A 21,112-nucleotide genomic window follows, 5' to 3' on the forward strand; every position below is an offset into this window, starting at 1 on the left:
GAAGCCCGGAGTTCCCCTGTGAGCGGTGTTTACAACCAGTAACTCACCGCATACCAGCCCAGCGTACCCATCACCACCGTGTACGGCAGCGCCATCCACACCATCCGCCCATACGACAGGCGAATCAGCGGTGCAATCGCTGACGTCAGCAAAAACAGAAACGCCGCCTGACCATTGGGCGTCGCCACGCTTGGCAGGTTGGTGCCGGTGTTGATCGCAATGGCCAATGTCTCGAAATGCTCGCGGGTCATGTGACCGGAAATGAACGCCTGCTTCACTTCGGTGATGTAGATCGTCGCGACGAATACGTTATCGCTGATGGCCGACAGCAAGCCGTTGGCGATAAACAGCATGCCCGGTTGCTGGTCGGCCGGCAGCGCCAGCACCCACTGGATCAGCGGCGTGAACAATTGCTGGTCATGTATCACCGCTACTACGGCGAAGAACACCACCAGCAGCGCCGTGAAGGGCATGGCGTCCTTGAAGGCATTGCCGATGCGGTGCTCGTCGGTGATGCCGGTGAAGGCCGTGATCAGCACGATCACCGCCAAGCCGATCAGGCCGACTTCGGCAATGTGAAACGCCAGGCCGGCGATCAGAATCAGCGCTGCCAATCCCTGAACGATCAGCGCTGCACGCTGGCGTGAGGTGCGTTCGGCATTGTCCTGTGCGGCGTAATCGGCCAGCACCGCCCGCACGTTGTCCGGCAAGAGCGTGCCGTAGCCGAACCAGCGCAGTTTCTCCAGCAGCACACAGGTCACGAGGCCTGCCGCCAGCACCGGCAATGAAACCGGGGCAACCTTCAGAAAGAACTCGGCAAAGTGCCAACCCATTTCGTGGCCGATCAGCAGGTTCTGCGGCTCACCGACCAGCGTGCACACGCCACCCAGCGCAGTGCCCACCGCGCCGTGCATCAGCAGGCTGCGCAAAAACGCGCGGAATTGTTCGAGGTCTTCGTGATGCAGTTTCGGCAGGTGACGGTCGTCACTGTATTCGCTGTCCTGGCGAGGATCATTGCCTGAGGCCACACGGTGATACACCGAGTAAAAACCGACGGCGGCACTGATGATCACCGCCGTCACGGTCAGGGCATCCAGAAATGCCGACAGGAATGCCGACAGAAAACAGAACATCAGCGCCAGCGCGGGCTTGGAGCGAACGCCCAGTAACAACCGTGAGAACAGAAACAGCAGCAGGTCTTTCATGAAGTAGATGCCGGCCACCATGAACATCAGCAGCAGGATCACCGGAAAGTTGTGCACCAGTTCGTCATACAGCGCCTGGGGCGTGGTCATCTTCAGCAGCAGCGCTTCGATGAGCAGCAGGCCGCCGGGCATCAGCGGATAGCACTTGAGCGCCATCGCCAAGGTGAAAATGAACTCCAGCACCAGCAGCCAACCTGCGGCAACCGGGCCCACCGTCCACAACACCAGTGCGTTAAGCACCAGAAAGCCGACAATGCTCGCCTTGTACCAGCGGGGCGAGTGCCCAAGAAAATTGTGCGCGAACGCCTGGGCCATTGAACCGGACATCGGCTGCTCCTTGTTTTAAGAAGCGCGCAACTTGCCGTAAGAAGAACGGAATATCAAGGGTAGGAAAAGTCTATCTCGCTAGTTCAAGTAGCGCGCCACGATGGCCCGGTAGTTTCCGTCCAGGGAATACCCCCCTACGACAATCGAGCCATCAGGCTGCGCGGCCAGTGAAGTGGCGGTGTCGAGGCTACGGCCGAAGCGGGTACGGACCCAGCCCATGCCGTCGCCGAAGCTGTCATCCAGTTGGCCGTCTGGCAGATGCCGAGCCAGAATAAAATCCGCCTCGACCCCGCCGATTGTCGCTCCGACGGTCAACACGCGACCATCGGGAACGGCGTGAGCGGCAATCCATTGGCAACCGCTGTGGCCTATGTCCAGCAATCGAGGGTGGCCGCCATTGCAATGGCTGACCGGGTGGCCATTGCCTTGTAGTTTCATCGACAGACAGCGCATGGGATCGCGCCGGCTACCCACGCAATACAGATCGCCAGTTGCCTGTTGGACGATATGACTGACTTGCGTGCTGCGTCCCTCCGAATTGAAACTCATGAACCCCTCGACGGCAAAAGACTCGTCGAGTCGCCCGTCAGGAAGATAACGGGCAACCAGTCCTTCTTCGGGAAAGTTGATCGCGCCACCCACCAGAATCCGTCCGTCCTGTTGCAGTAGCAGGCTGCTGAGCCAGGTATTCATCAGCAGGTGCCTGACCACCACAAAACCGCGACCGTTGAACGTGGCGTCCAGCGAGCCGTCGGTGTTTAGGCGGATCAGCATGCCGGCGTGATCGGCCAGTTCGAAATGATGATTGGCAACCACCAGGATCCGACCGTCCTCCTGCACCTGCACGTCACAGGCTTCAGCGCCCGGCACTCCCGGCGGCAGCCAGGCGTCGCGCAACCCCACGGAAAGATTGCCCGGCAGTTGCACAATGCAGCGTCCATTGTCACCAAACGCCTGAACTGGCGTGCCGTGCTGATCAAAGAGGGCGAGGGCAGGGAGGGTTCGGTTGGCGTTAAGGTAGTGAAGGCCGGCCAGCAAAACATGCCCATTGGGCAAGACCAGGACTTTGCCGGCCATGGCCTCGAATCCGTACTCGAACTGACCAATGACGCTGCCCTGTTTGCCAAACGTCAGGTCGGCAGACCCGTCCTCAAGCAAGCGCGCCAGACCAAAACGGCTACCGCTGGACATCGTGACTTTCGCGGCGACCAATATTCTGCCGCATGCATCAATCGCGACGCCGTTGGCCATGCTTGAGAGGCTACCGGCAAAGTACACCTGTGTTTTGCCTGCCCCGCCAAAGGATGTATCGAGACTTCCGGCGTCGCTGATGGGGGGTGGGTAGGCAAAAGCGGTCTGGCTTGACATGCACGCGTCTCCTTGCGAGTCGTCAGGGTCCAGTAGTTGGGCGGCGACTTTGTAAGGAAAACATTCAACGCCTGAATGATCCGGCGCACAACTGACAGAACTAACAGGTGGAGGGTCGCTGTGTGCCAGAACAGTGTCTTTTCGAACCAGTGGCAAGCGTGCCAAGTAGTTGAAGTGTTAAAGCACAAGTAAAGAAGTGCGGCGAAGTGCAGGTAAGCGTTTGAGCGTACTAACTAATTACGCAAAAAAAGCGGATTGCTGTAAAGCAATCCGCCTTTTTGTAATGTTTAGTGCGGCATCGACCAGGACTGCAGCGTGTAACCTTCCTGGCTCAACTCTTCACGCGCTTGTTTGAGCACGCGTTCAAGTTGCGCCGGGTCGGTGTAGGCGCTGCTGGGAATCTGCTTGCGACCTATACTGGAATTGGTGCGGTCGATGACGGTCAGGCTGAGTTCGCCGTTACCGTCTTGCAGGGCCCAGGCGACGCATTGAAAAGGCTGGAATGCGCGGTCGGCAATCAAAAGAGCTTCGTTGATACGGAGCGGGGCGGTCATGGGATTCTCTCTCTTATGCCCAATCAAGTGATAGGCCGACGGTTGGGCGTCCCGTGCGGCTGGTTACTTGTACTGATGTCCTCAACCGGGGTATGGGTCACACACAACACGCAGAAATTTCGATTTTCTTTTAAAAAGTCCGATAGTCGACCGTTATTGAAAGCTTAATGAAAGGTTGAACTCGTTAGGTAACTAACAGAGTCGTTACTTATAACTGAATAAGCGAGAACCCTATAGTCAAACGGTACAAGGCCCCGTCAAATTATTGCTAATGTTACAGCCAGGTCCGCCAAATGACTGTTTTTTCTAATAATTCAACAAATTTGGCGTCAAGGAACAGTCATGATCGAAACGCCTGCCTCACGACGTTTGTTAGTAGTAGATCCCTGCGACGATTGCCATCGCCTATTGCCGGGTTTGCGATCTCTGGGCTGGGATGTCGACAGCTGCACGCTGGAGAATGCCGGCGACAAAACCTGTGATGTCGGACTGCTGCGTTTGCAACCTTTTCACCTCGATCATCCCGAGGCTGTTAAAGAGTTGATCAGTCGCAGTGGTGCCGAGTGGATCGCCGTGCTCAATCAAGAGGTCCTGCGTTTACAGAATGTAGGGGACTTCGTCTGTGAGTGGTTTTTCGACTTTCATACGTTGCCGTTTGATGTGTCACGGGTCCAGGTGACCCTGGGACGCGCATTCGGTATGGCGCGGCTTCGTGGACAGGGAACGGTGCACATTGATCAGCCTGAACATGAGTTGTTGGGCGACAGCAAACCTATCCGGGAACTTCGCAAGTTATTGAGCAAGTTGGCGCCTACGGAATCCCCGGTATTGATTCGCGGCGAGAGCGGGACGGGTAAGGAATTGGTTGCCCGGACGCTGCACCGACAATCCCAACGGCATAGCAAACCTTTTGTCGCGATCAATTGCGGCGCGATTCCTGAACATTTGATCCAGTCAGAATTGTTCGGCCATGAGAAGGGCGCGTTCACCGGTGCCCATCAACGCAAGATCGGGCGTATCGAAGCGGCCAACGGTGGCACTTTGTTTCTTGATGAAATCGGTGATCTGCCGCTTGAACTGCAAGCCAACCTGTTGCGCTTCCTGCAGGAAAAACATATCGAGCATGTCGGCGGCAGCCAACAGATTCCAGTCGATGTGCGGGTACTGGCGGCGACTCACGTCGACCTCGAAGCCGCGATCGAAAAGAAACGTTTTCGCGAAGATTTGTATTACCGCCTGAACGTGCTGCAAGTCGTCACTGCGCCCCTGCGTGAGCGCCACGGCGACCTGTCGATGCTGGCCAACCATTTCTCCCACTTCTACAGCCATGAAACCGGCCGTCGTCCTCGCAGCTTCAGCGACGACGCATTGATCGCCATGGGCAAGCACGACTGGCCCGGCAACGTTCGTGAGCTGGCCAACCGTGTCCGCCGCGGCCTGGTATTGGCCGAAGGCCGGCAGATCGAGGCGCGAGACCTGGGGCTGATCAGCCAGCATGCCCAGGTTGTACCCATGGGCACGCTGGAAGACTACAAAACCCGGGCCGAACGCCAGGCGTTGTGTGATGTGCTCAATCGCCATAGCGATAATTTGAGCATCGCCGCCAAAGTTCTGGGGATATCCAGGCCTACGTTCTACCGTTTATTGCACAAGCACCAGATTCGCTAATCACAGCATAAAGATCGCAGCCTCGTTTCACTCGACAGCTACAGGGCGTCCACATTTAAATGTGATTCCCGTGGGAGGGGCCACCACGTCTTCGAAGCACACGCATTCACCTGTGGGAGCCGAGCTTGCTCGCGATGACGGCCTCACAGCCGACTCATATCTCCCAGATATACCCGGATCGAACTGTAGGAGTGAGCCTGCTCGCGATGGCGGCCTGATCGGCGGTGAGATTCTTGCTGGTGTACATGTCCGTTCCTGCGGTAACGGCTTCTATTGGTTTCGCCCTTACGGCGAGTCACTTGTAAAAAACGGAACGCCGCCCGGCGCAAAGTAACCAAACGCTCTTGCCCCTTTCGTACGGTGCCTCGCCGGGGCTCGGCATACCCTCGCTCCGGTCCTGCTCCGTGGGCCCGCCGCAATCTTTTGATCTTTCCTCTTGATCCAAACCCAAAAAAAGCCCCGTTGCCATCTCCATGGCACGGGGCTTTTCTGTCACTGCAGATCAGAAGTAGTAAGGGAATTTCAGGCTGAAGGAAAAGTCCGGAGAGTCCTCGGTCAGGCCAATCGCCAGGTTGGGCACGATCGTCAGTTTATCGGTAGCGGCCAGAGTCATGCCGATGTTGAAGTTGGCTGAGTTGTAATCGCTGTTGCTGATTGACTGCCAATCGCCACCGTCCGGTTTGATCTTGCTCTTGCGGGCGAACTGATCGGTAAACGAGAACGACATACTCATCTTCTCGTTCAAGGCGAATGCAATACCGGCGCCGATTTGCCAGGAATCACCCAGTTTCACATCGCCTTTGACCTTGGAGCCGACCTGCGGGCTGATGTCGCTGAAAGAGTCCTGCATGTTGTAGGTGTACGCCAGGCTGCCGAACAGCACGGCCGGGTCAAAGGTCTTGACCAGCGAGATACCGGGAGTGATCGCCCAGACGCCGTTACCGGTAGGCAAGTCTTCAGGTACCGCGAGGTTGTCGTTGGTCGGATCACTGATCAGCTTGATGCCGTAAGGGTCTTTGCCGGTTGGCGCTTTGATGCGCAGCGTCGCGACCGCGTCGGGCAGGCTGGCCGACTCATCCAGGAACTTGTAAGCCACGCCAACGTTGACATCGCCAATGGTGGGGTCGCGGGTGACGGTTGCGTCCGACGTGACCGGTCCGGCGCCACCTGCGCCTCCCGAGGAGTAAGTCGATTCGCGATAAACCACGGGGACGTTAATGTCGAACTGCCAACGTTGCGCCACGTTGTAACGGGCGGTCAGGTCCAGCGTCCAGTTATCCGCTTTGATGCGGTCGAGGTTGATATTGCCGAGGAAAATCGAGTCCAGAGCCAGGAAGCCGTTGAGCGTTAGTGCCCGGGTATCGTAGTGGGTGTAGGTCAGGCCGGTCTCGACGCTGAACTTGCCGCCACCAAAGAAGCCGCTGGCTTCGTCATACAGGTTGGAAACGCTGGGCGCTGGCTCCGAGTCATCCTTGAGCGATTGGCCATATGAGCTGCCCGTGGTTCCCGGCGCGCCGGCCGCCACCGACTGACCACCCCCCCTGGCCGGATCGGCGGGGGATTTGGTCAGACGTTTGGGCGCCGGGCTGGCAGGTGTTTCTTCGACTTGGCGAACCCGTTGCTCAAGTACCATCAACGCGTTCTGTTGTGCTTCGTAACGCTGTTTCAACTCCATGAGTTCTTGTTTTAGGATTTCGACCTGGGGGTCCGGCGCTGCATACAGCAGTGAGGCTGGAGCCAGGCTACTCAAACAAACAATTGCGTTGAACGTCAACGATCGGTGCATGGGTTAGCCGTCCCTTCTGACTACTTCTGATGAGACTGAGCGTAGATCAGAATCCGGCAGTGCGAAGACCTTTGAGCTGGTCCAGATTGCCGGTCAAAGACCTGCCTGTAGCCACGTTGTCACGCAGTACTACATTGAGGGACGTCAGGTTACGTACCTGATTACTACTGCCGAGCAACGTTGTGTTCTGCAACAGTCCGCCCTGAGCCAGGCGTTGAACGGTACTGCCCTGATTGTTGTTGGCCACAATGTTCATTTGCACACCGGTACCGGTTGAGGAAACGCTCATTGAGCCCGCGCCATTGTTGCCGGTTAACGTAGTGCCCGAGTCCAATACTTGCCCCTGCGGTTGCACCGTCGGCGCCTCGTTCCCCTTGGTGACATTCAGATCGACATTGTTGTAGGCAATATTGTTGTCGCCGGCTGCACGCACTACTTGAGTCACACCTTCGGTGGTATTCAGGCCAGCGCCGCCGGTGACGGTACCGGTACCCGGCGTTGTGCTTGCGCTACTGCCCGTACTGGCAGTGCTGGCAACTTGCGAAGAGTTTGAGTTGGTGCTTTTTTCGTCGATCATCGACACATAAAATTGTGGCTTGATGGTCGAAGCTTTTACTTGCATGGAGGACATTGCCCCGATGACTTCGCCTTTTGCATTTTCCCAAGTACTGGACATGGTGATGCCGAAACTGACAATCCGTCCCGGCATGACATAGCGGCCTCGCAGGTTCGCCAGTTCCTGATCCTTCAATTCAATCGGTTTGAACGTTTGTGCCTGGGTTGGCAGGCTGGCAGCCAGGCAGACGACGGCCAGCCAGATTGACGTATTCATTGGATGCTCCCGGAGCTTCATGCTCCCTTGTTATTAGAAGAAGTCGCTTTTTATAAACCCGAAATCCATCAGGTCTGCGTCTCGCACCGGGCTGAAGGTGTTAATGCGGTTTTTGGCAGTGAGCGGTACGGGGGGATCCAGTAGCGCATTGGACTTGTCATAGCCCTGACCGATAACGGCAAAGATGATGCCGTTCCAGCCTTTGACAAAGTCATCGACTTTGAAACGTTTGTGACCGAGTACCGGATCGCCGATGTATACCCAGCCATCGTGGACACGTTGCATGACCACAAAGTGTTTGTAGCCGCGGATATCCAGGAGGACCACAACCGGAATCTTGATGTCGGTCAGCGTTTCCGGCGCTACACGGTAGCCACGGGCTCGCATGCCAATACTTTCTACGTAACGCTTCATATCAAGCATGGAAAAACCCTGGACCCGAACAAGATTCTGATCGGACTGTGCCAGCATGCCTGTAATGATCTGTTCTTCATCGACGTCCAGCCAATAGGCTTGACGCAAGATGGTAGCTAGCGCAGCTGCGCCGCAACTGAAGTCGGTTTTCTGTTGCACCAGATCCTCGAATTTGCGCTCGCGCACACTCTGGATTGGCTTGTAGATCACAGCGCCTCCAGGCAGAACGGCAAGCGGCATTTGTGCAGCCTCGATCACGCCGGCTACGCAAAGCAGAAATGCCAAGGCGATAATGCGCATGGTAGGACGCCTTCTGGTTGTGTTGAAAAAGGCCCCCAGAAGGGGGCCTCCACAGACAACAATTAGAACGACTGGTTGGAGATGGCCAGCGAGTTGCTTTGTTGGTTGCCCACACCAGCAGCTACGTTGACGCCCAGGTTGCCGCTGCCGCCGTTAACCGAACCACTCAGGGTTGCGGTGTTGGTCACAGGGTTAGCCCAGCCAGTTGGAGTCAGCACTTGATACGAGTAAGTATTGCTCAAATCAAATGAACTGCTTTCGCTGTAGCTTTTTGCTTTTTCGTACTCGGATTGGGCGGCTTTGCTGCCCGATTTTTCGTACGCAGAAGCAGCCGCTTTGTCGTAGGACTTGTCGTACGATTTTTCGAACGAGGAACTGTTCGAGTTCGAGTGCGACGTGTTGACAGAAGCGTCAAGCGTTGCGTCGAGCGATGCATTCAGCGATGCGCTGGATTCAGAGCTGCGGCTGCGTTCGCGGCGGCCTTCAGTCCAGGTAGCGCTTCTGGCCGCTTCTGCAGCTGCGTCCAGCGTGGCGCTCAAGGTAGCGCTCAGAGAAGCGCTTGAAGAGCCGTTCGAGTTACTGTTGTGAGAGCCACTGGCATTTGCGCTGCTGGAACCGCTGGCTGCGAAAGCCTTGGAACCGGCCAGGTCGAAGCTCGAAGACGAGCTTTTGCTGCCGCTGGCGTTGGATGCATAGCCGGCAGAAGAACTACCACTCGCCGAATTGGTGACGGTGATGGTATCCAGACGGTAAGTCCGATCCGCATTGTTGTTCACTGTCAGGCCAGGACCTTGCTGGTCGGCAGTGGCGGTAGCGGTTGCATTGCCCAGTGGAGCATTGGCATTAGCAATGGCCATGGTGTTTTTCTGTTGGTTCAGGTCGCCGCCGGCAATGTTGACACCCATGTTGCCGCTGCCGCCGTTACCCGATGCGCTCATCACAGCTGAGGATTGGCTACCGAAGTTGTTGACGACGTTGTTGTTGCTGGTTTGAGTAACAGTCGATGTTGCGGCGGCAGTGCCGAACACGAAGCTGTTATCGAGGCTGGAGTCCGACGCAGCGTTGGCGATGGCCGCCGCGTTGTCTTGTTGGTTGCCATTACCTGCCGCCACGTTGACGCCGACGTTGCCGCTGGTGCCTGTCGCCGAGCTGTTCATTTCAGCGTTGTTGATGGTCCCTTCGTTGCGGATGCGATTATCGGTGCTGCTTTGGTTATCCCAAGCATTGGCCGTTGCATACACAGGGATCATTGTTGGTGGTGGTGGAGTTTGTGGGCCGCCGCCACCACCGTGGTGATGGCCATTGTTATGGCCGTTGTTGTGACCATTGTTATGGCCATTATTGTCGTTTTGCCCAGCGTGTACAGCAACAGCCATGACCGCAGCAATTGCGAAAACCAGAGGCTTTAGTGCCATCGAAGGTTTCATGGTGATTCTCCGTACTTATATTAAGGTTAAGTGTTGTTTTTTTACCTTTTTTGGGTCAATCCGCGACCCGTATGCTCAGGGTGTTTCCCATTCGATTTCCCACCCCGGCACTCTGATTCAACTGAATAACCCCGCGACTACCGGTGAAGGCCTGGTCACTCGTAGAGACCTGGCGATAGCCTGTTGCAGAGACAGTTGGATCGGAGTTGTTGATCAACGCTACGTTCTGTTGAAGAAGGACGCTGTCGTCGATCGTTTGCGGCTGAGCACTGACGCTGATGCGCAATGCGTTTGCTTGTTGCGTGCCGGCCCCGGCGCTCTGGTTAACGCCCAGCGCGCCGTTGCCGTTACTGAAAGAGTTGCCCCCGATGCTGGACGTCGCATCCATCAAGGGGCTGCTTGGGGTGCCCAGGGCTTGGCGAATCTGGGTGGTGGCGCTAGCACCGTGACCGATAGCGATGGCCCGGGCGTTGGCTTGTTGCTGCTGATCGCCGGCCGCCTGGTTGACGGTGAGGTTGCCTTGATATTGAGAACCCGAGTCGTCGATGTCGGCTTTGTTGATCACCGGAGATTGGGCAAAGGTTGATGCACTGCAAAACATAGCGAGAACGAGCAGTGTGCGATTCATCCTAACGGTCTCCCGTTATGATTTTCAGCGTACCCAAGCCTTGCGCCATGCTTGAGTTGACCATGTTGGCGATACCACCTCCCGAGTTGCCCGAACGTCCGGCGGGTTGGTTCGACAGCTGGTTCTGCGTGGAAATGTTCGCGCCCAGGTTATTGGTGTTCTGCGTGACCATGCGGGAAATGCTGGCGCCACTGGCAACGTTGGCGAAGTCGCCGTCACTCAACTCGTTAGTTTGTTTGAGGATCTGCTGCGACGGGTTGGCGTTGACGGTTGTTGGATTCGGATCGGGAATAAGAGGCGGGGTGACCGCATTACGGGTCTGGACATCACGCTTGATGGTAATGATGCCGTTATCCGCCTGCACTGGCAGGCAGACACTTGAGCCGATTGCGCATCCGATCAACAACAGACCAAAAGCGCGTTTATCAAATATCCCCACGGCGGCAATTCCTTCTGTAAGTGAAACACTGCCCTTATCAGCGTTGCGGGGAAGAGAGCAGAAGGTGTGCCGCTTTTTGTTTTTCTATTAAAAACAGAGGGTTGGGGTTTTTCTTCGGGGTTAGCAGAAATAATTTGTAATATCGGTGAGACAGAGGCACGCGAAAACGCCGTCCATGTTGGCGGGAATGCTTGCTACAGGCGCTGATGAGAAGGTGTATCAGTCACGTAACACTTTCGCCTTGGTGTACCCAAGACGCTTTAGCGCGAGGGTTTGCGCCGAAGGAAGTGTTTCAGGAATGGACACTTTTGACAGGGGCAGACAGCCCCTTTCAGATATCCAGCAGGCGGGTTACTGACTCAAACGCCGCATCCTTGCGCTGTTGCCAGTCACCTTGAAGTATTTGGCAAGGCTGGCGATGCAGTTCAAGCCATTGGAGGCTCGCCTGGAAAAACGCACGGCGTTCGTCCAGCTGTGGTTGGCATCGCTGTCCGTCGTCGTGCCAGTCGACGGTTTCAGGGCTTAACAGCAAATGCAGGTCGTAGCGCCGGGCCAGCAAGGCTTGCTCGATCCAGGCCGGGCAATCGCCAAACAAGGTTCGGCTCCAAAGGATGTTGCTCAACAGATGGGTGTCCAGAATCAACAGGGAAGGGCGCCTGGCGCGCGCCTCATCTTCCCAGGTCAGTTGGCCTTGTGCGATGGGTGTGATGTCGTCGTAGCAGGTATCGCGGGCTTCACGGTCGATGAAATGCCGCACGTATTCACCGACCAACAGCCCGCCAAAGCGCGCCTGGATCTCGCTAGACAGCCAGCTTTTTCCGCTCGATTCAGGTCCGGTCAGGACCAGAACCTTCATGCTCGCAATGCCAGGTCGGCGCGCCATTCGCGCCAGCCTTGAATGGCGATCACAGCGAAAAGACCGTAGAGCCCGGCAGTCAGGTACATGCCTTTGTAGATGAACAGCCCGACGAAAATCACGTCCAGCACGAGCCACAGTGGCCAGCATTGCACGCGTTTCTGTGCCATCCACCATTGGGCCACCAGACTGAAACCAGTCAATGCGGCATCCAGCCAGGGTTGCGCCGCATCGGTCCAGTGCGCCATGGCGGCTCCCAATGCCAGGCTGCCAACAGCGCCCAGCGCCAGACTCAAGGCAATGGTGGAAGCCTCAAGCTGGCTGACCCGCCGTCCCTGCCGCGCCTCACCCCCGCGAGTCCATTGCCACCAGCCATAGAGTTGCAGCGCCGCGTAAATAATCTGCAGCAGCATGTCGGAGTAGAGCTTCACTTCAAAAAATACCCAGCTGTACAGCAACACCATCACCAGGCCGATCGGCCAGCACCAGGGATTCTGTTTGACCGTCAACCAAACGGCGATGACACCGAGGGCGGCGGCAAACAGTTCTAGCCCGGACATGGCGATTCCTTGGGGAGTTGGCGAGGGGAGCGGATTCTACCGGCAGGTGCGGCCAAGTAGAACCGCCCTGCACGTAAGTAAATGCTAACTTTCTCGGATGTACTTTGGTCCCCTGCGCCGAAACCTGGCCCCTGTGGCGAGGGGATTCATCCCCGTTCGGCGACGCAGTCGTCGCAAAACCGGCGCACGCGGTATGCCTGATTTATCTAGGTCGCCTGATTTTGGGGTTGCTTCGCAGCCCAACGGGGATAAATCCCCTCGCCACAGGGGCCGGGTTTTGCCAGCTGCCACAGGAACCAGGCTCGGCAGCTGGAAAAGGTGGGCGGGTGTTGCCCTGAGGCCTACACCCGAAACTGCTTCAACAAGCTGTTCAGTTCGACACTCAACGCCTTCAACCGAACACTCGCCACGCTCGACTGTTCGGCCGCGAGTGCGGTGCTGTGGGACAAGCCGGCCGCCTGGGTCACGTTCTGATTAATGTCTTCCACCACGTGCGCCTGCTGCAAGGTGGCACTGGCAATTGAGGCATTCAGCCCGTTCAGGTTGCGTAACGCCTGACCAATCGCACTCAGACTGGCTCCAGCGAGGCCCGCCTGTTCGATGGTCAGTTGCGAAGCGCGGCTGCTGTCGCCGATCACTTTGACCGCCGCTTCCGAATGATTTTGCAGGCGCTCGATCATCGACTGAATTTCGGCCGTGGATTTTTGCGTGCGCTGAGCCAGCAGCCGCACTTCATCGGCGACCACTGCAAATCCGCGACCTTGCTCTCCCGCTCGCGCTGCCTCAATGGCCGCGTTGAGGGCCAGCAGGTTGGTCTGCTCGGCAATCGAGCGGATCACCTCTAGCACCGAACCGATCTGCGTGCTTTCGGCCGCCAGGGTGCGTATCACGTCCACCGCCTGATCGATGGTGCCCGACAGCTTGTCGATCTGCTGCAGGCTGCTATCGATGTTGATCTGGCCTTGCTGCGCCTGGGACTCGGCATCGCGCATTTCGCTCGCGGCGTGTTCGGCGTTTTTGGCCACGTCCTGAACCCCATAGGTCACTTCATTGATGGCGGTGGCCACCAGTTCCATCTGCTGGGATTGCTGTTGGCTGCGCTGTTGCGCCTGGGCGGCGTCGTTCCCCAGTTCACTTGAGGAGTCGCCCAAGGCGCTTGCAGAGACCTGCAACTGGCTGATCACCAGGCGCAGCTTGGCGGTAAACGCGTTGAAATGCCGCGCCAGTTGCGTGACCTCATCCTGGCCATGCGTGTCGAGGCTGCGGGTCAGGTCGCTCTCGCCGCTGGCGATATTGGCCATGGCGTTGACGGTTTCCTGCAACGGTCGAACGATGCTGCGTGCAATCAGCATCACCAGCGCCGCCATGATCAATGCAATCAACACTCCCAACGCCAAGGCCTTCCAGACTTGTACGTAGAACTCGTCCTGCATGTCATCGATATAGATGCCTGAACCGATCACCCAGCCCCAAGGTTCGAACAACTTGACGTAGGAGGTCTTTTCCACTGGCTCGCTGGCACCCGGTTTAGGCCAGCGATAGTTGATGATGCCGGCTCCCTTGGATTTAGCCACGGCGACCATTTCATTAAACAATGCAAAACCGTCCGGATCGCGGATGGCGGCCAGGTTCTGCCCGTCGAGTTTCGGATTGGCCGGGTGCATGACCATGACCGGGGTCAGGTCGTTGATCCAGAAGTAATCGTTCTGGTCGTAACGCAGACCGCGAACGGCAGTTAGTGCCTGTTTCTGCGCAGCGTCGCGGGTCAGCGTTCCGGCGGTTTCCAGCTCATGGTAATAGCTCAGGATCCCGCTGGCAGTCTGCACCACGTGCTGGGTCTTCTGCGCTTTGGCTTGGTACAGGTCTTCGTGAATCTGCTTGAGCATCAACACGCCTAACGTCATCAACATCATGACGGCCACGATCAGGATCAGCCAAAGACGACGGCTGATCGACATATTGCGCAAGCTGTTCATAACGCTGTCACTCCGGTTTTGTTCTTGTCATGAAGGATCGCCAGCATCCCGTCACGCTTGATGAGTCTTCTGTAGCGGCTCAAGCCCAATACTCGGCAGCGTAAAAGGGACTTGTCTGATAGGATTTCGGCCCCGCGCGGAAAAACCTGAATCCAGCTTGAATTTTCACGAGATTCTCACGGTTTCGTCTGGAGACTTTTGCGCGGGGTCAACAGCCAGGCTGATTGCAAAAACGTTCTGAAAAAATATTAACGGGGCATGCCCGCGTGCATCGCTTCTTGGGGGATTGATGGATCTTTGGACCGCCTTTCAGGCATTGATACTTGGCGTTGTAGAAGGGCTGACGGAGTTTTTGCCCATTTCCAGTACCGGCCACCAGATTATTGTGGCCGACTTGCTCAACTTCGGTGGTGAGCGGGCCATGGCCTTCAACATCATTATTCAGCTCGGGGCAATCCTGGCGGTGGTGTGGGAGTTTCGCCGCAAGATCCTCGACGTGGTCATCGGGCTGCCGACCCAGCCCAGCGCTCGACGGTTTACCGCCAACCTGTTGATTGCGTTCATGCCGGCGGTGGTATTGGGCGTGATCTTCGCTGACATGATCAAAGAATATCTGTTCAACCCGATCACCGTGGCGACGGCACTGGTTATCGGCGGGGTCATCATGTTGTGGGCCGAGCGCCGTGAGCATGAAGTGCACGCCGAGACGGTCGACGAGATCACCTGGAAAGACGCCCTGAAAGTCGGCTTCGCACAGTGCCTGGCGATGATTCCCGGTACTTCGCGCTCCGGCTCGACAATTATCGGTGGCTTGCTGTTCGGGCTGTCCCGCAAGACTGCGACGGAGTTCTCGTTCTTCCTGGCGATGCCGACCATGGTCGGTGCGGCCGTTTACTCGGGGTACAAATACCGGCACTTGTTCGTGCCTGCGGATTTCCCGGTGTTTGCCGTCGGCTTCGTCACTGCGTTCATCTTCGCGATGATTGCCGTGCGTGGCTTGCTCAAGTTCATCGCCAGCCACAGCTATGCGGTGTTCGCCTGGTATCGCATCGCATTCGGTCTGCTGATCCTCGCCACCTGGCAATTCGGCTGGGTTGACTGGAGCGCAGCCAAGCCATGAATGACAGCAGCGCACGCAACCGCCCGGAAGGTAACTCTGGGGGCAAGATCCAGAACCTGCGGCTGAAATGGCTGGTGTTTGCGATCGTGTGCGCGCTGCCGTTGGTGGGCTCACTGTCGATGTGGTTGCAGGGGATCTCGCTGATTCCCCTGTCGGCTTACGGGATCGTCAGCGTGCTGGCGTTCTTCCTTTATTGGAGCGACAAGCGCAAGGCGCGCACCGCCCGTTGGCGCACGCCCGAGAACGTCCTGCACGCGGTAGAGCTGGCAGGCGGTTGGCCGGGCGCTTTGGTGGCGCAGCAAGTGTTTCGCCACAAAACCCGCAAGATTTCCTATCAGGTCCTGTTCTGGACCATCGTGTTGCTGCATCAGGTGTTCTGGATTGACCAGTTGTTCCTCGGCGCTCATGTGTTTGCGCTCTTCTAAGCGTAAGCGCGTGCACTAAAGCAGCAGGCCGATCTGGGTGCGTTTGGGCAACTTGCTCACCACCAGTTGGTGGGAACGTTGCAGCAAGCCTTGCAGCTCATCGGCGCCCAGCGGGTAGGGCGTCTCCATGATGATCCATTGGGCCCGCGCCAGATAAGGTGCCGGGTGTATGCCCGGTCGATCGCAGTGCCCCAGAAACAGATCTTTATCGACCTTGAAGGCCAGCGAGTCTCCTCTCAAGCCCTGCAGGGCAAACATCTTGTTTCCCGCAATCGAAAACACCCGCACGCCACCCCATTTGTAATCCTCCCGCGCACCGGGCAGGGCGAGGCAAAATTGTGCGACATCCTCTTCGCTCATCCGTCGAGCTTTCATATCAGTCGGTCCCCACACGCGTCGAATGATTCGATCAAATGGTCCATCCAGGCGCGAACGGCCGGCATTACACCGCGTCGATGAGGATAGACAGCCTGTAGCCAGCCGCCGGGCAGCGACCAGCCTGGCAGCAGTCGAACCAGCGAGCCCTCTTCGAGTTCCTGTTCGCAAAACATCATCGGTAGAAGGGTAAAGCCCTGGCCCGCGAGGGTGCAGGCCTTGCGCACGATGAAATCGTCGATGCCCAGGCGCGGTTCCAGAGTGAGTTCGTAGCTTTTGCCGTGTTCGTCAAGCAGTCGGATATGCATCATGCGGTCGGCTTCGAGGGCTCCCAGAACTGGCAGGCTTTTCAGATCGTCAGGGTGGTTGATCTCACGTCCCAGCAGGAACTCAGGGCTGGCCACCAGCGCCGTTTGCGCCTGGCGCAGGCGCCGGGTGACCAGCTGCGGGTCTTCATCGCCCAGTTCGCGCACGCGCAAAGCCACGTCAATGCCTTCGGTCACCAGGTCGACGCGGCGGTTCAGCAGCATGACTTCGAGCTGCACCTGAGGAAATCGCTCAAGGAAGCTGCTGATCACCCCGGGCAGGATTTCGTGCGCCAGGCCGACCGGGCACGACACCCGCAGGCGTCCCCGAGGTTCACTGGACATACTGGCCACGGCTTCGTCGGCCATTTCGGCCTCCAGCAACATCGCCTGACAGTGGCGCAGGTAGCGCTCACCCACGGCAGTCAGATTGAGCTGGCGGGTAGTGCGTTGCAGCAATCGCGCGCCCAGGCGTTCTTCGAGCTCGGCTATACGCCGTGACAGCCGCGACTTGGGAATCCCCAGCAAGCGTCCCGCAGCGGCGAAGCCACCGGCTTCGACCACTTTGGCAAAATAGTAGAGATCGTTGAGGTCTTGCATGGCGATATCCGATTGTTCTATCAGTGAGACGAATAATCGCATTATCGACGACTACTGGGCTATTGGTTTCATTGGTAGGATTCTCTCCATCAGGTCGCCCTTGGCGATCCTCACCTTGGAGATCTTCTTATGAAACTTTTGCATATCGATTCGAGCATTCTGGGTGACAACTCGGCTTCCCGTCAGTTGAGCAGCGAAGTCGTCAAAGCCTGGCAAGTGGCCGACCCCAGCGCCGTGGTGACCTACCGTGACCTGGCCGCTGATGCCATCAGCCATTTTTCTTCCACCACACTGGTTGCCGCCGGTACGACTGCCGAATTGCGCAACGCCGCACAACAGCACGAAGCTGACCTGAGCGCGCAGACGCTGGCTGAATTCCTCGCCGCCGATGCTGTGGTCGTTGCTGCACCGATGTACAACTTCACGATTCCGACCCAACTGAAGGCCTGGATCGACCGCATCGCTGTTGCCGGTCAGACCTTTCGTTACACCGAAGCCGGCCCTGAAGGTCTTTGTGGCGGCAAGAAACTGGTCATCGTCTCGACATCCGGTGGTTTGCACGCCGGTCAAGCGAGCGGTGTGGCTCACGAAGAATACTTGAAGCTGGTGTTCGGCTTCCTCGGCATCACCGATATCGAGTTCGTCCGCGCCGAAGGCCTGGCCTACGGTGACGAAGTGCGCACCAAAGCGATGAACGATGCGCACACGCACATCAGCGAGCAGTTGTTCGCGGCCGCGTAAGGCTTGCGTAAAGACGCCAAAACAGCTTGAGGCAACACCCTGAAAACTCTGTATTCTGGTAGCGCAAGCTCCAGGTACGGAGTTTTTTGTTTCCGGCTATGTCGGGTAATTGTCGGACTTGGCCTGGCTTATGCACTCAAGCAGCATCGTCTTTGGTCAAGTAACAGGTGGCGTTCCATGGTGCGTCTTTGTGCAACATTACTGATCTGCCTGCTCAGCAGCCTGAATTCAGTGCACGCCGCGCCTGCGCCTCATCCCCACTGGAGCGTCGGCTTCCACGAGATGAGTTTTCTCGATCCGCTGGACCTGCAACCCATGCGGGCCATTGCGTTCTATCCCTCCAGCGACAAGGAGCACACCAGCAAGCTTGAGGGCTACAGCGTCGAAGCAGGCGAAGATACGCGGGTCGCCATTGGCCGTTTCCCGATGCTGATGCTTTCCCACGGTAATACGGGCACTCCGCTGGCCTTGCATGACCTCATGACTTCATTGGCGCGCAAGGGTTTTGTGGTGGTGGCAGTGATCCATCCCGGTGACAACTCCAAAGATCACAGCCGCCTGGGCACGTTGAGTAACCTTTATGGCCGGCCGATCCAGATATCCGAAGCGATCACCGCAACCCTCGGCGATCCCATGCTGGCGCCGTTCGTCAATGCCGATCAGGTGGGTGTAATTGGCTATTCGGCGGGCGGTGAGACAGCGTTGATCCTCTCCGGTGCAACCCCTGATCTGGATCGCCTGCGCCGTTATTGCCAGGAACGTCCGGACGATCGCGATGCCTGCAACACCAAGGGCGAACTGATTGTTGATCGTGACGATTTGCAACCGGTAGCCGATCCCCGTGTGCATGCCTTGCTGCTGATGGCGCCACTGAGCCTCAAGTTCGGTCGCCATACCCTGGCCGATGTGCACCTGCCGGTGCTGCTTTACAGCGGTGACGGCGACAAACTGGTGGCCTTCGACAAAAATGCCGCAGCGCTGGCGCGCAAACTGCCCATTGCGCCGGACTTCAAGTTGCTGGCAGGGGCAGGGCACTTCGTGTTCATGGCGCCCTGCAATGAAGAACAGATCCAGGCCATGCCGGCACTGTGTACCGATGCTGATGGCGTGGATCGTGAGGACATTCACCGCAATATGATTTCCGAAGCTGGGCGGTTCTTCTCCCATGCGCTGGGCAAATCAACCCGGGCGGGCATGCAAACCGCCGACCAATGAGTGTGTCGACGGTTTATACATTTGCTTACTTGTTAGCCAGAGCGGCTTCCAGTGTTTGAACCCTGGTATTCAACTCGCGAACCGATTCGATTAGAGGTGCTACTAGTTTCTGGTAATCCACTTGCAGGTGACCCCCCTCAGTACGCACTAACTGTGGGTAAACCGTTTGCACATTCTGAGCGATCAAGCCTATATCCGCTTGGTCGTTCTCTTTCCAGTTGAAGGTCACACCGTTCAGTTTGAGCAGGTTCTCGGTCGGATTTTCCAGGCGCTGGACCTTTGTTTTCAGTCGCTCGTCACTGAACGGGCAACATTCACTGCCAATGTCGCCGAGATCCCAACACTTGCCGTTATGGCAGATTTGCTCTTGAACGGAGTTTTCAGCCTGTGCACTAGAGAAAAAGGCGAGTAGCACCATCGGGGAGAGAAGGGTAAGAGACAATATGCGCATTTCTTTCATTTTCCATTTTCGATTGTGTTGAAAATTGCAGCGCGTGGATTCTGTCGAAGTTAATAATTAAAACAACGATGGCACTCTGCATTAATCGATTCGGAATATTGCGCATTGAATGTATTTAAAATTATTTCATTTTCAACAGTCCGTGTAATTAAACAGAATTCAAATAAGCGACCGCGCGGCGTTACGTGACAGCAACAAAGTTAAACCAAGTCCGGTCACCGACAGCAATGCAGCGGTAAAGAAAATCCACGAATACCCCAGATTCAGCGCTACCGCCCCCATCAGCGGCCCGGCAATCGCCAGTGCCAGATCAAAAAACACCGCATACGCACTCAGCCCCGCACCGCGACTGGTGTTCGGCACCTGCTTGATCGCCTCCACGCCCAGCGCCGGGTACACCAGCGACAGGCCGAACCCGGTCAAACCGGCGCCTAACAGGGCATAACCGGTTGAGGGGGCCAGCCACAGCAGCGTCAGACCCGCCGTTTCAATGCACATGCAGGCAATCGCCGAGGTGAACCCGCCAAAACGGTTGATGCTCGAAATAAACAGTATCCGCGCCAGAATGAAACAGACACCAAACACGGTCAGGCAATACGCCGCACCGGCCCAGCCTCGGTTAACGTAATACAGGGCAATAAAGGTCGTCAGCGTGCCGTATCCGATGGACGCCAGGCTCAGGCTCGCACCGTACGGCGCAATTCGCCCGAAGACTGCCCAAAACGGCAGACGCTCGCCACGAATGACGGGCACAGAAGGTTTGTTGCGAATCAGCAACAGTGCGCCCGCGGCCATTAACGACAAGGCGATCCCCAGGCTGGCAAACCCCAGCTCGCTGACCATCACCACGCCCAGCGGTGCGCCAATGGCGATGGCGCCATAGGACGCGATTCCGTTCCAGGAAATCGAACGCGCGGTGTGTTCCGCGCCGACCTGTCCCATGCACCAGCTGATGGTGCCGACGCCGATCAAGCCTTGAGCGATACCCAGCAACAAACGACCGACGATCAGGATCAGCAGGCTCAGGAGCGGCATGCTTTGCAGCAGCGTTGACAGCAGGGTCAGCGCGCCGCTCAACACAATCCCCGACAAGCCGTAGACGATCGCCCGTTTGGTGCCGACGGTGTCCGACATGCGCCCGGCCATGGGCCGGCTGAGGAGGGTGGCGAGGTATTGGCAACCGATGGTCAACCCCGCCACGATGGCGCTGAACCCCAGTTGATCGTGGACATAACCGGGCAACACCGCGATCGGCAGGCCGATGCAGAGGAATGCAATAAAGGTATAGAAAACGATAGAGACGATCTGCAGGGTGATCGCCATGGAGCTTTGTGGTGGCAGTTGCTGCACAGACATGAGGTCTCGTTCGCGGGCGGCGGTGGGAGAACTGCATCATGGCGCGGGCGTAAAATAAAAGAAAGCAGGCTAACTATATTGATCGCATTTCGATAGGCTTTGTGGCGAGAGGATTTATCCCGGTCGGGTCGCACAGCGGCCCTTTGAATCCAGGCCAGCGCTACGCACTGGAACG

21 protein-coding genes and 1 pseudogene are annotated in these 21,112 nt (G+C 57.2%); 5 read left to right on the forward strand and 17 right to left on the reverse strand.

Annotated elements, in window-relative coordinates:
• Positions 1 to 29: 29 nt before the first annotated feature.
• The 3 genes from nhaB to H7698_RS16645 all read right to left on the reverse strand — a co-directional run bounded on the left by nhaB (position 30) and on the right by H7698_RS16645 (position 3,454).
• A complete protein-coding gene (gene nhaB / locus H7698_RS16635; RefSeq protein ID WP_162438169.1) occupies positions 30 to 1,532 on the reverse strand; it encodes a sodium/proton antiporter NhaB in 1,503 nt (500 codons plus the stop codon).
• Between the two features lie 78 nt (positions 1,533 to 1,610).
• Positions 1,611 to 2,900, reverse strand: coding sequence for a hypothetical protein (locus H7698_RS16640; protein WP_194692144.1), 1,290 nt, complete (start codon positions 2,898 to 2,900; stop codon positions 1,611 to 1,613).
• 287 nt (positions 2,901 to 3,187) lie between these two features.
• Positions 3,188 to 3,454, reverse strand: coding sequence for a hypothetical protein (locus tag H7698_RS16645; protein ID WP_162438171.1), 267 nt, complete (start codon positions 3,452 to 3,454; stop codon positions 3,188 to 3,190).
• Between the two features lie 342 nt (positions 3,455 to 3,796).
• On the opposite strand from H7698_RS16645, the gene H7698_RS16650 reads away from it, so the two are divergent.
• Positions 3,797 to 5,122: a sigma-54 dependent transcriptional regulator gene (locus H7698_RS16650; protein ID WP_194692145.1), complete on the forward strand. Its 1,326-nt coding sequence runs from the start codon at positions 3,797 to 3,799 to the stop codon at positions 5,120 to 5,122.
• A 502-nt stretch (positions 5,123 to 5,624) separates the two neighbouring features.
• Here H7698_RS16650 and H7698_RS16655 read toward each other — a convergent pair.
• The 10 genes and pseudogenes from H7698_RS16655 to H7698_RS31910 form a co-directional block, all read right to left on the reverse strand.
• Positions 5,625 to 6,908, reverse strand: coding sequence for a transporter (locus tag H7698_RS16655; protein ID WP_162438173.1), 1,284 nt, complete (start codon positions 6,906 to 6,908; stop codon positions 5,625 to 5,627).
• 46 nt (positions 6,909 to 6,954) lie between these two features.
• Entirely contained in the window at positions 6,955 to 7,740 is a 786-nt protein-coding gene (locus tag H7698_RS16660; RefSeq protein WP_162438174.1) for a hypothetical protein, read from the reverse strand.
• Between the two features lie 33 nt (positions 7,741 to 7,773).
• A complete protein-coding gene (locus tag H7698_RS16665; protein ID WP_194692146.1) occupies positions 7,774 to 8,454 on the reverse strand; it encodes a C39 family peptidase in 681 nt (226 codons plus the stop codon).
• A gap of 62 nt (positions 8,455 to 8,516) precedes the next feature.
• Complete coding sequence (locus H7698_RS16670; RefSeq protein WP_194692147.1) at positions 8,517 to 9,881, reverse strand: heme utilization protein; 1,365 nt, start codon at positions 9,879 to 9,881, stop codon at positions 8,517 to 8,519.
• 55 nt (positions 9,882 to 9,936) lie between these two features.
• On the reverse strand, positions 9,937 to 10,509 hold the full coding sequence (locus tag H7698_RS16675; protein WP_194692148.1) for an adhesin: 573 nt from the start codon (positions 10,507 to 10,509) through the stop codon (positions 9,937 to 9,939).
• Between the two features lies 1 nt (position 10,510).
• Complete coding sequence (locus tag H7698_RS16680; RefSeq protein WP_194692149.1) at positions 10,511 to 10,948, reverse strand: hypothetical protein; 438 nt, start codon at positions 10,946 to 10,948, stop codon at positions 10,511 to 10,513.
• Positions 10,949 to 11,279: 331 nt separating this feature from the next.
• A complete protein-coding gene (locus H7698_RS16685; RefSeq protein ID WP_194692150.1) occupies positions 11,280 to 11,804 on the reverse strand; it encodes an AAA family ATPase in 525 nt (174 codons plus the stop codon).
• Positions 11,801 to 12,364: a nicotinamide riboside transporter PnuC gene (gene pnuC / locus H7698_RS16690; RefSeq protein ID WP_162438180.1), complete on the reverse strand. Its 564-nt coding sequence runs from the start codon at positions 12,362 to 12,364 to the stop codon at positions 11,801 to 11,803. The genes H7698_RS16685 and pnuC overlap by 4 nt, the downstream gene beginning before the upstream one ends.
• Before the next feature lie 341 nt (positions 12,365 to 12,705).
• Positions 12,706 to 13,440: a methyl-accepting chemotaxis protein gene (locus tag H7698_RS31905; RefSeq protein WP_442966300.1), complete on the reverse strand. Its 735-nt coding sequence runs from the start codon at positions 13,438 to 13,440 to the stop codon at positions 12,706 to 12,708.
• A 171-nt stretch (positions 13,441 to 13,611) separates the two neighbouring features.
• Positions 13,612 to 14,340, reverse strand: a pseudogene (locus tag H7698_RS31910) (cache domain-containing protein); the annotation flags it as partial.
• A 289-nt stretch (positions 14,341 to 14,629) separates the two neighbouring features.
• On the opposite strand from H7698_RS31910, the gene H7698_RS16700 reads away from it, so the two are divergent.
• Both H7698_RS16700 and H7698_RS16705 read left to right on the forward strand, forming a co-directional pair.
• Positions 14,630 to 15,460, forward strand: a complete 831-nt coding sequence (locus tag H7698_RS16700) for an undecaprenyl-diphosphate phosphatase (protein ID WP_162438182.1) — start codon at positions 14,630 to 14,632, stop codon at positions 15,458 to 15,460.
• Positions 15,457 to 15,885: a DUF1294 domain-containing protein gene (locus H7698_RS16705; protein ID WP_194692152.1), complete on the forward strand. Its 429-nt coding sequence runs from the start codon at positions 15,457 to 15,459 to the stop codon at positions 15,883 to 15,885. Before H7698_RS16700 ends, H7698_RS16705 begins: the two co-directional genes overlap by 4 nt.
• Positions 15,886 to 15,900: 15 nt before the next feature.
• Here H7698_RS16705 and H7698_RS16710 read toward each other — a convergent pair whose 3' ends face one another.
• Entirely contained in the window at positions 15,901 to 16,260 is a 360-nt protein-coding gene (locus H7698_RS16710; protein ID WP_194692153.1) for an MmcQ/YjbR family DNA-binding protein, read from the reverse strand.
• Positions 16,257 to 17,165 (reverse strand): LysR substrate-binding domain-containing protein, encoded by a 909-nt coding sequence (locus H7698_RS16715; protein WP_194692154.1) that lies wholly within the window; start codon positions 17,163 to 17,165, stop codon positions 16,257 to 16,259. The genes H7698_RS16710 and H7698_RS16715 overlap by 4 nt, the downstream gene beginning before the upstream one ends.
• 129 nt (positions 17,166 to 17,294) lie before the next feature.
• Here H7698_RS16715 and H7698_RS16720 point away from each other — a divergent pair, with 129 nt between their 5' ends.
• Both H7698_RS16720 and H7698_RS16725 read left to right on the forward strand, forming a co-directional pair.
• Positions 17,295 to 17,906 (forward strand): FMN-dependent NADH-azoreductase, encoded by a 612-nt coding sequence (locus H7698_RS16720; protein ID WP_194692155.1) that lies wholly within the window; start codon positions 17,295 to 17,297, stop codon positions 17,904 to 17,906.
• Positions 17,907 to 18,083: 177 nt separating this feature from the next.
• On the forward strand, positions 18,084 to 19,121 hold the full coding sequence (locus H7698_RS16725; protein ID WP_194692156.1) for an alpha/beta hydrolase family protein: 1,038 nt from the start codon (positions 18,084 to 18,086) through the stop codon (positions 19,119 to 19,121).
• Positions 19,122 to 19,146: 25 nt separating this feature from the next.
• On the opposite strand, the gene H7698_RS16730 is transcribed toward H7698_RS16725, so the two are convergent.
• Positions 19,147 to 19,581 carry a tail fiber domain-containing protein gene (locus H7698_RS16730; RefSeq protein ID WP_235992882.1) on the reverse strand — a complete coding sequence of 145 codons (435 nt, stop codon included), beginning with the start codon at positions 19,579 to 19,581 and terminating at the stop codon, positions 19,147 to 19,149.
• A gap of 159 nt (positions 19,582 to 19,740) precedes the next feature.
• Positions 19,741 to 20,937: an MFS transporter gene (locus H7698_RS16735; RefSeq protein ID WP_194692157.1), complete on the reverse strand. Its 1,197-nt coding sequence runs from the start codon at positions 20,935 to 20,937 to the stop codon at positions 19,741 to 19,743.
• Positions 20,938 to 21,112: the final 175 nt, after the last annotated feature.

The organism is Pseudomonas sp. p50(2008), assembly GCF_015351605.1.
Taxonomy (GTDB): Bacteria; Pseudomonadota; Gammaproteobacteria; order Pseudomonadales; family Pseudomonadaceae; genus Aquipseudomonas.

Coding starts and splice junctions, on each gene's coding strand:
- H7698_RS16720 (WP_194692155.1), top strand. CDS start 17,295: ATGAAACTTTTGCATATCGATTCGAGCATTCTGGGTGACAACTCGGCT.
- H7698_RS16730 (WP_235992882.1), bottom strand. CDS start 19,581: ATGAAAGAAATGCGCATATTGTCTCTTACCCTTCTCTCCCCGATGGTG.
- nhaB (WP_162438169.1), bottom strand. CDS start 1,532: ATGTCCGGTTCAATGGCCCAGGCGTTCGCGCACAATTTTCTTGGGCAC.
- H7698_RS16700 (WP_162438182.1), top strand. CDS start 14,630: ATGGATCTTTGGACCGCCTTTCAGGCATTGATACTTGGCGTTGTAGAA.
- H7698_RS16665 (WP_194692146.1), bottom strand. CDS start 8,454: ATGCGCATTATCGCCTTGGCATTTCTGCTTTGCGTAGCCGGCGTGATC.
- H7698_RS16670 (WP_194692147.1), bottom strand. CDS start 9,881: ATGAAACCTTCGATGGCACTAAAGCCTCTGGTTTTCGCAATTGCTGCG.
- H7698_RS16645 (WP_162438171.1), bottom strand. CDS start 3,454: ATGACCGCCCCGCTCCGTATCAACGAAGCTCTTTTGATTGCCGACCGC.
- H7698_RS16710 (WP_194692153.1), bottom strand. CDS start 16,260: ATGAAAGCTCGACGGATGAGCGAAGAGGATGTCGCACAATTTTGCCTC.
- H7698_RS16685 (WP_194692150.1), bottom strand. CDS start 11,804: ATGAAGGTTCTGGTCCTGACCGGACCTGAATCGAGCGGAAAAAGCTGG.
- H7698_RS31905 (WP_442966300.1), bottom strand. CDS start 13,440: ATGGAACTGGTGGCCACCGCCATCAATGAAGTGACCTATGGGGTTCAG.
- H7698_RS16650 (WP_194692145.1), top strand. CDS start 3,797: ATGATCGAAACGCCTGCCTCACGACGTTTGTTAGTAGTAGATCCCTGC.
- H7698_RS16675 (WP_194692148.1), bottom strand. CDS start 10,509: ATGAATCGCACACTGCTCGTTCTCGCTATGTTTTGCAGTGCATCAACC.
- H7698_RS16735 (WP_194692157.1), bottom strand. CDS start 20,937: ATGTCTGTGCAGCAACTGCCACCACAAAGCTCCATGGCGATCACCCTG.
- H7698_RS16660 (WP_162438174.1), bottom strand. CDS start 7,740: ATGAATACGTCAATCTGGCTGGCCGTCGTCTGCCTGGCTGCCAGCCTG.
- H7698_RS16640 (WP_194692144.1), bottom strand. CDS start 2,900: ATGTCAAGCCAGACCGCTTTTGCCTACCCACCCCCCATCAGCGACGCC.
- pnuC (WP_162438180.1), bottom strand. CDS start 12,364: ATGTCCGGGCTAGAACTGTTTGCCGCCGCCCTCGGTGTCATCGCCGTT.
- H7698_RS16725 (WP_194692156.1), top strand. CDS start 18,084: ATGGTGCGTCTTTGTGCAACATTACTGATCTGCCTGCTCAGCAGCCTG.
- H7698_RS16705 (WP_194692152.1), top strand. CDS start 15,457: ATGAATGACAGCAGCGCACGCAACCGCCCGGAAGGTAACTCTGGGGGC.
- H7698_RS16715 (WP_194692154.1), bottom strand. CDS start 17,165: ATGCAAGACCTCAACGATCTCTACTATTTTGCCAAAGTGGTCGAAGCC.
- H7698_RS16655 (WP_162438173.1), bottom strand. CDS start 6,908: ATGCACCGATCGTTGACGTTCAACGCAATTGTTTGTTTGAGTAGCCTG.